9 protein-coding genes and 1 other annotated feature are annotated in these 8,150 nt (G+C 60.6%); of the genes, 3 read left to right on the top strand and 6 right to left on the bottom strand.

All coding sequences use genetic code 11. The features are described from left to right. Positions 1–180: 180 nt before the first annotated feature. Both G485_RS30290 and G485_RS28095 read left to right on the top strand, forming a co-directional pair. Positions 181–330, top strand: coding sequence for a hypothetical protein (locus G485_RS30290; RefSeq protein WP_156922570.1), 150 nt, complete (start codon positions 181–183; stop codon positions 328–330). Then, complete coding sequence (locus G485_RS28095) at positions 327–1,412, top strand: aromatic acid exporter family protein (protein ID WP_084423482.1); 1,086 nt, start codon at positions 327–329, stop codon at positions 1,410–1,412. Before G485_RS30290 ends, G485_RS28095 begins: the two co-directional genes overlap by 4 nt. A gap of 78 nt (positions 1,413–1,490) precedes the next feature. Here G485_RS28095 and G485_RS0124090 read toward each other — a convergent pair whose 3' ends face one another. The 6 genes from G485_RS0124090 to ilvA form a co-directional block, all read right to left on the bottom strand. Further along, on the bottom strand, positions 1,491–1,769 hold the full coding sequence (locus tag G485_RS0124090; protein ID WP_027094651.1) for a hypothetical protein: 279 nt from the start codon (positions 1,767–1,769) through the stop codon (positions 1,491–1,493). 43 nt (positions 1,770–1,812) lie between these two features. Then, positions 1,813–1,956: a hypothetical protein gene (locus tag G485_RS30570; protein WP_169732365.1), complete on the bottom strand. Its 144-nt coding sequence runs from the start codon at positions 1,954–1,956 to the stop codon at positions 1,813–1,815. A 411-nt stretch (positions 1,957–2,367) separates the two neighbouring features. Then, the gene (locus tag G485_RS0124075; RefSeq protein WP_240489264.1) at positions 2,368–2,994 is read right to left on the bottom strand and encodes a TVP38/TMEM64 family protein; all 627 of its coding nucleotides are present in this window, start codon (positions 2,992–2,994) and stop codon (positions 2,368–2,370) included. A 3-nt stretch (positions 2,995–2,997) separates the two neighbouring features. Further along, the gene (locus G485_RS28090; RefSeq protein ID WP_051318552.1) at positions 2,998–4,197 is read right to left on the bottom strand and encodes an MFS transporter; all 1,200 of its coding nucleotides are present in this window, start codon (positions 4,195–4,197) and stop codon (positions 2,998–3,000) included. 48 nt (positions 4,198–4,245) lie between these two features. Beyond that, positions 4,246–5,415, bottom strand: coding sequence for an MGDG synthase family glycosyltransferase (locus G485_RS28085; RefSeq protein ID WP_051318551.1), 1,170 nt, complete (start codon positions 5,413–5,415; stop codon positions 4,246–4,248). Between the two features lie 413 nt (positions 5,416–5,828). Next, complete coding sequence (gene ilvA / locus G485_RS0124060) at positions 5,829–7,094, bottom strand: threonine ammonia-lyase IlvA (protein WP_027094648.1); 1,266 nt, start codon at positions 7,092–7,094, stop codon at positions 5,829–5,831. A gap of 94 nt (positions 7,095–7,188) precedes the next feature. Then, positions 7,189–7,449: a binding site (T-box leader), on the bottom strand. A 73-nt stretch (positions 7,450–7,522) separates the two neighbouring features. Here ilvA and G485_RS28080 point away from each other — a divergent pair. Further along, positions 7,523–8,086, top strand: coding sequence for a hypothetical protein (locus G485_RS28080; protein ID WP_156922569.1), 564 nt, complete (start codon positions 7,523–7,525; stop codon positions 8,084–8,086). Positions 8,087–8,150 lie beyond the last annotated feature (64 nt).

Genomic DNA, 8,150 nt, shown 5'->3' with positions numbered 1-8,150 from the left:
TTTTTTTCTCTTTTTTCAGATTCATTGCGTTCCGTCCGATTTTTTGCATGAAAACCGCAAAGAAAATCACGGTCTAGGCTCATGCGTTGGGAGCAGCTTAAATTGATCTTGTTCAGCAAGCCCTATAATAAGCTATTATTTGTTGTTAGGTTTAACGTATGACCGGATGGAGGAAACACCGTGGCTATGCCGCTCAACACGATAGAGAACTCGATTCGTCCGGATGCATTCGCCGGACCCATTGGCGCGCCCGAGTTCGGGGAAGACCGGAGCTGCCCGGAACGAAAGGGCCGCATTCCGACGCTGACGGAGAGGAGGGCGGACGCATGACGATCGGCGCCCGCGTATTCAAAACCGGCCTGGCGGTGGCTGTCGCCCTCTGGGCGGGCGAATGGCTCGGCCTGGATTCGCCGCTGCTGGCGGCGATCACGGCCATTTTCACCATTCAGCCGTCGATCTACCGCAGCTGGATGCAGGTGCTCGACCAGCTCCAGAGCAACGTACTGGGCGTTGCCATCGCCCTCATCTCCTTCTGGTTGCTCGGAAGCACGCCCATCTCCGTCGGCATCGTGTGCATCCTGGTTATTTTGCTCTGCCTAAAGATGAAAATCGAAGAAACGATCGGCCTGACGCTCGTGGCGGTCGTCGTCGTCATGGAGGCGCGCAGCCAAGGGTGGCCGGTGGCGCTCGACCGCCTCGGCGGCCTGCTGCTCGGGATTACCTCCGCCTTCATCGTCAACGTGGCGGTCGCGCCGCCGCGGCATCACGGGCGGTTCCTTAAGCTGGTGCAGGAAGCGCAGGGGCTGTTGTCGCGTCTGCTTCGCACGTCCGTCTCGAACGAGCTGAAGGAGAACGTCTTCCGCCAGGAGCAGAGCCGGCTGGAGGAGCTGCTCAAGAAGCTGGACGACAGCTACCGCATGTTCGCGGAAGAGCGGGTGTGGCTGCGCCGTTCGCGTGTCAGAAGATCGAAGCTGCTCGTCGTTTACAAGGAGATGCTGCTGACGCTCCGGCGCGGAGAGAGTCTGATCGAGGCGGTGGAGGAGCAGTATTGGGCCGTGTCGAGCGAAGCCTCCTGGAACAAGGCGGCCGACCGCCATATCGAGGCGCTGTGCGGCTATCACGAGCAGCTGTTGTGGAAGTGGGAAGGGAAAATGAAGCCCGGAGCTGTCTCGGCCGCCCCTCCGCTGGAAGACGGCGTGAAGCTGACGGAGCAAATTACCGCCTCGGGAGACGCCGATGCGGTGACGCGCGCCCGGCTGCTGGTCATCACTTCGGCGATGTTCGCATACGAAGACCGGTTGCGCCGGCTGGACCGCCTGATCGATCATTGGCAGCAGCGCGAGAAGGGCGACGAAGAGCCGGAAGCCGCCTCCGGGAAGCCGCGAAAAGCGGCCAAAGACGCAGAGGCCTAGGATGTTGTCACAGCATGATGCGAGAAGGACCGCTTCGGGCGGCTGTTCGTCCCGAGCGGTCCCTGCAAGGCGGGCGTCTCATTTCTTGCCCCGGTCCATTTGCCGGCGGGGATGCGTAATTTTGCCCAGCTTGTCGACGTCGTCCTTCTTCGGATAGAGCCGGGGATCGGTCTCGCCCTCGTGATGGTTGTCGAAGCTCATCTCCGCCCATTCCCATTCCGTCGTCCCCAGCTGCGGATCCGGCGGGAACACGTCTCCACGCTGCAGCTCCAGCTCGCGGCCCCATTCGTTTTTGTAAACGCCGTCCGCTTCGACATGCTCGCCCGAGATCGGAAGCATGGACTTATCTTCGCTCATAGGGTCACCTCGTATTTGTGTGCCGAATCGATGAATGCTGGCTTTACAAGCCGTGCTTCGGCACGGCGGCGCGGTCGGCTTCGGATTGCAGGCGGCTAGCCCGATCCTTGCTTTTGCCTGTGCGGTCCGCTTGCGACTGCGCCTGGCTGGCGGCTCTCTGCTTGGCGGACGGAAATTCGCCGGACATGGCCACTCCCCCTTCCCTGTGCGCGGTGAAAATCACCAATAGGGTGCCACCGCGCCTTGGGGTTATGCCCGGCAATCCCAGCCATCGGAACGCCCGGGAAGCGGCTCAGCCGTCCAACAGACGAAGGTCGCATGAAGGACAGAATTCGTTCCGATGCGTGACCGGTTCCGCGCAAGCGGGGCATTCGTCCTCGAACGGAGTCCGGGACAAGTGAAGCTCCCTTCCGGGAGCCGAGGCTTCCGCCGCCCGGTTCGGGCTCTCGTTAGGGGAATCAGCAGGAACATTCCCCCGATGAGCAGCAGCGCGGCTCCGATGGCGACGGCGTACCCGATCGTATTTACCCAGTCCATGCTTGTCCTCCCTCCGCTCCCGATTTTGCACCGCTCTAAGCCCAAAAAGCCGGAGCCCGCGCTACAAATAGCGCGATTCCAGCTTTTTGCCCGCCAGCCACAGGATGATTAAAATCAGTCCGGCGACGGCCATTCGCCAAGGATGCTCGATGAGCGCGCGAAGATCGTGCCCGAGGAACGACAGCGTAAAGGTCATGACGGCTTTGCCCATGGCGATCGCGATCAGAAACGTGTGCAGCGGAATTTTGGACAAGCCGGATGCGATATTGACCAGGGCGGAAGGGGAGAACGGGAAGCAAGACAATACGAAAATAGGCGTAAACCCCTTGCGTTCGATCCAGGAGAAAAAACGCTCCATCTGGGGCATTCGCTTGCGGATCCGTTCGCCGAATTTTCCGCCCAATCGCCGGGCCAGCATGAACACAATCAAAGCGCCTGCGCAGGCTCCGATCCACGACAGGAAGAAGCCGAGCCACATGCCGTAGGCGGAAGCGTTGGCCACCACGAACACGACCAGCGGCAGAAAGGGCAGCAACGCTTCCAGCAAAGGGAGCAAAATGCCCGGAAGCGGGCCCAAATCCGAATAGCGATTGAGAAAATTCTGGATATCGTCGAGTGTCAGGTCTTGAAAAAAGGCGGTGATCTCTTGCCACCGCTCGGCGCCAAGCATGGCCCAATTCGAAATCATGATCTACCTCGCAGCGTCTCCAGCGGTGCCCTCCCCGCGAAACATTCGAAATGGAAACAACAAATAAAACAGGCTGATGACGATAAAAACGATCCCGGCGAGCCTCACGACGAAGGGCTCCCCGAACGAAGCGGCCAGCACGCCGCCGATCCCGGGACCGAGCAATCCGCCGACGCCTTCCACCGTCGAGAAGACGCCCCAGCCGAGACCTTGTTGGCCGGGCGGCACGTAAGCCGCCAGCAAGGCGTTCCAAGCGGGAAGCACCGCCGCGTACGCGACGCCCAGCAAGAACGCCCAGGCGAAGGGCAGTCCGACCGCCGTTATGGCCGTCAGCGCGCACAGGGCGGTGCCGAAAAGACAGAAGCCGGTGACGAGAAACCATTTCTTCCCCAAGCTGTCGGACAGCCGTCCCATCGGAATCAGGCCGACGGCGGTGCAGCCGCCTCCGATGAGCAGCAGCAGCGAATATTGCGAGGGGGACAAGCCCAGGCTGTCTTCCGCGAAGCTCGGGAGGATCGGAATGAGCATGCCGGCCGCCAGCGTCTGCAGCACCATGCCGGGCAGCAGCAGGTTCATCTCCCGCAACCGCTCTCCCAGAAGGACAAGCTGACGCCGAAAGGGCACATAGTCCACTTCGGCGTGCGAAGCTTTGGGAATGAACAACGACAGGAGCCAGGCGGCTTCCGATACGGCCGCCATCACCCAGAAGGTCAGCGTCTCGCTGAACTCCAGCGTAAAGTTCGTCACGGCCGGACCGCTGCCCAGGCCGACGAGCCAAATCGTGTACAGAACGCCCATCTGCGTCGCACGCCGGTTCGCCCTAACCTTCGTAAGGCAGACGATCCAGATCGGCGATATGCCGATGCCGAAAAGCGCCGAAGCGAAGACAAACATCCAGGGAACGGAAGCGAAGCCGATCAGCAGCATGCCGGTAAGCGAGACGAGAAGAGCCCCGCTGACCAGCGTCCGGACGGACAGGTGCTGCATCAGGTAGCCGATGGCCAATTTGACGACGGTATCGGTGAAGGAATGCGCCGCGATGGCGATGCCGATCACGTCCAGTTCCAGGCCGAGCGCGTCCTTGCCGTAGATCGGAATGAAGCTGATCAGCGCCGCGCCCCGGGCGAACTCGACGAGATACAGAATGGCGGCCAGCAGCGCCACATTGGGAGCGAACAGAGACTTCGTCTGCGTCGATTTCACCGGAGGTCTCCTTTTTCCTGTCGTTTATGTTCTACGCGAGAGGCCGGGTTACGTTCCGTTTACACTGTTTTCGTTAAATCTGATTATAGGTAAATTTTGTGCGATGTCCAAGGCGATGCGGTCTGCGGCTCTCTCTTTGCGGAGCGCGCCGATGGCGCGTCGCATGGCGTTTCGCCGCGCGGGATCGCCGAGCAGCCCGGTCACGGAGGAAGCCAGCTCGCGGGGCGTGCGGCAGATGACGGCGGCTCCTTTGGCGGCGAGATAGCGGGCGTTGTTCCGTTCCTGGCCTGGCATCGGCCGATAGAGGAAGATGGGGAGCCCGGCATGCAGCGCTTCCGACAAGGTCAGACCGCCCGGCTTGGTGACGATGCAGGAGGAGAGGCTCATCAATTCGTCGATCTGCTCGACATAGCCGTAGACTTGAACGTTGCCGTTCGCCGATCCGAATTCCTGTCGCATATTGGCCTCCAGCGTACGGTTGCGGCCGCAGACAAGCGCGATTTGCGCCTGTCCGGCGCTCGTCAGCTGGCGGCAAAGATCGCGGATGCCGGCCAGCACGCCGTATGCGCCCGCCATGACGAGCACCGTCGGCCGCGAAGGATTGAGGCCGTAGCGCTCGGCGACGCAAGCTCCGGCTCGGGCGCCGGAGGAGGGGGGCCGGAGCGGAATGCCGGTCACTGCGACGCGGGCGGACGGAACGCCTTTCTGGACCAGGGCGTCGCGCAGGTCGTCGGTGGCGACGTAATATTTTTCCACCATCGGGTGGACCCACCGCATGTGCAAATCGAAGTCCGTCACGACGTTGTACATCGGGATCGGACGGCGGACCCGCTTGGCGATCAGAGGCAGAACCATCATCGGAAAAGTATGAATGATTGCGTCGGGACGCTCTTTGTCGATCAGACGGCGCAGCGTGGCCGCTCCGAAGGAATGCAGCCAGTGGAAGAACAGGGAATTCGGCTTGAGGCTCCGGGTGGCGTCGTACATCCAGCCGTACACCTGGGGCCATAAGGAATAGCTTTTCAGATAAAAAAAGCGGCTGAACTCGTTCAGAAAAGGGTGGGATTCCGCCAACAGATCGAGAAGGACGACATTCGCCGCGCCAAGCCCAGAGAAACTTTGCTTGAGCGCGATCGCGACTTGCCGGTGCCCTTCCCCGAAGCTGGCGTAAACGATGAGAATTTTCAGTCCGGCGATTCGGTTCGCGATCTCCCGCATCCGTATTCTCTCCTTTACAAGTCGTCCATGCACAATTGTTCCCCCAACCGGCGCATGGAAATCCCGCTCGGGGCCGGTCCTCTGTTCTATCTTAATGTACCGGGCGCTTGTAAATTCCCGATTAACGGCACATGAAAAAGAACCCGTGCTGCGTTAAATGTTTCGAACGGAGCGGCGGGCGCGGGGCCAGGGCATCGGTGAAGGCAAGAAAAAGCCTCGTTCGGCTGGAGGGCCGAATCGAGGCCGGTTAGCGGAAGCACGATGGTGATAGCGTCGGATTAGTGCACCGTGACGTGCGGATTTGTGTGCTGTAAGCCGACGTTAGCGTGTTACAGCGTCGCGCCGTGCGGATGTGCGAGCTGTAAGCCGCCGAACAAAAAAAGTCCCCCTCGAGGGGGACGGGAGCCTGCGCTTCAGATCAGCAGGTTGAACAATAACGGATCCTTGTTCAGCTCCATGAACACGAAGCCCTTGCGGTTCATTCGCGCGATGAGCGGCTCGTAATCCTCGCGGCTCTTCAGCTCGATGCCGACAAGCGCGGGTCCGTTCTCTTTGTTGTGCTTTTTGGTATATTCGAACTGCACGATATCGTCGGTCGGGCCGAGCACGTCGTCCAGAAATTCCCGCAAGGCGCCGGCGCGCTGGGGGAAATTGATCATGAAATAGTGTTTGAGCCCTTCGTAAATCATGGACCGTTCCTTGATCTCCTGCATCCGGTCGATGTCGTTGTTGCCTCCGCTGAGGATGCAGACGACATTTTTGCCCTTCAGCCGGTCGGAGAGCGCGGACAAAGCCGCTACGGACAATGCTCCCGCGGGCTCGGCGACGATCGCATGCTCGTTGTACAGCTCGAGAATCGTCGTGCACACCCGGCCCTCCGGCACGGTGACGATCTCGTCCAGCAGCTCCTCGCACATCGCGAACGTCAAGTCCCCGACCCGCTTGACCGCCGCGCCGTCGACGAACTTGTCGATCTCGTCCAACGCAACGACGGACTTGGCTTCCCTGGACCGAAGCATCGAAGCGGCTCCCTCCGGTTCGACGCCGATGACGACGGTCGAGGGGCTCGCTTTCTTCACATAAGCGGCGACGCCGGCGGCCAGACCGCCACCGCCGACGGTCACGAGCACGACGTCGATCGGCTGCGAGCTCGCTTCGACGATCTCCTTGCCGACGGTGCCGTTGCCCGCGACGATGCGCGGATCGTCGAACGGGTGGACGAACGGCAGTCCTTCCCGCTCGCTGGCGCGCACGGCTTCGGCGTAGGCGTCGTCGAACGTGTCGCCGAGCAGGCGAACCTCCACGTAGTCTCCGCCGAACAGCTTCACCTGGTTGATCTTCTGCCGGGGCGTCGTGGTCGGCATGTAGACGATGCCGCGAATGCCGAGCGCATGGCACGAATAGGCGACACCCTGGGCGTGGTTGCCGGCGCTGGCGCAGATGACGCCGTTCTTGCGCACTTCTTCCGGCAGCGAAGAGATCAGATTGTACGCGCCCCTGATCTTGAACGAACGCACGACCTGCAAGTCCTCCCGTTTCAAAAAGACGTTGCAGCCGTATTTAACGGACAATCCACGGTTCGGCTGAAGCGGCGTCGGAACGACGACCGGCTGCAGAACGCGGTGGGCGTGCAAAATATCCTCGAGACGGACATCGGTTTCGGAAGACGTATTCGACATCGGAAACACCCTTTCGTTCGGAAAGTCAAAAACGATAAACGGCTTACTCGGCCGCAACGGAAAACTTCCATCCTAAACGCAAAAAAACCGTCCCGAAAGGGACGGATTGTCATCCGTGGTACCACCCTCGTTCCTTGAACGCCAGCGTATGCATCCGCTTCGTCCGAAGGCACTCCAGCCGCGTCCCGCCAGGAGACGCGAGGCCCGTAACGGGGGCGGCCGTCCGCGCTTACGAAGACGTTCGGCGCGGCTTCTCGGGGAGGATATTCCGCCGGGCTCGAACGTCGGCTCGCAGCAATCGCCGATTCTCTGGGGTTCGAGGGAGCGGGGAACGTGTTCCCTTCATTGAATTTTATCTAATGTTATACTCTTACGTAAGCCCGAAGTCAATCATCGTTTCGTCAAAAATCGGGAAGGAGCGGATGTTCGTGAGAAAATGGCTCGTCGCTTTACTGATTCTAATCGTTCTGGCGGGGGGAGCCGCGGCGGGCGCTTATTGGTACGTGTCGCCGTCGCAGCCGCTCGATCTTCAATACGAAGAAGTGCCGCTGGAGCAGCGCGCGCTGGATATGGTCCGCCGCCTGAAGCCCGAGCTCGTTCTGTCGGAGGAGGATGTCGACAATCTGGGCAAGAAGCAGCTCGCGGCCGAGCCCGAATACCGGCCCGGATTGCTCATTACGGGAGCCCGGTTCCGGCTGGAAGACCGTCTCCTCGTCGCGGACGTGAACGCCAAATGGAGAAACCGCGTGCCCCTCGGCTTGCAGATTGCGTACCGGGTCAGATGGGAAAGTCCGAATTTGATCGCCGAGGTGGTCGAGGCGAAGCTGAAGGACATTCGATTGCCCGAAGGGACCGTCGACGATGTGGTCATACCGCTGGGAGACGAATTGCCGAAGCTGCTGAAAGTCCGGGACGTTCGGCTCGAAGGCGGGAAGGTCACGGTCGAATTCCGCAAGCCGAGCCTGCAGGATTTGGCGGACCTTCTCGGCTAAAAGCGCGTCCGGCGCATTTAAAATTTTGGTTAAAATGCGATTTCCCCGTTGATCCCTGGAAGAA

It is taken from the genome of Cohnella thermotolerans DSM 17683, from assembly GCF_000429825.1.
GTDB lineage: Bacteria > Bacillota > Bacilli > Paenibacillales > Paenibacillaceae > Cohnella > Cohnella thermotolerans.
Note: the sequence above shows the minus strand (reverse complement) of the source record. Positions and strands in the feature narration are given on the sequence as shown.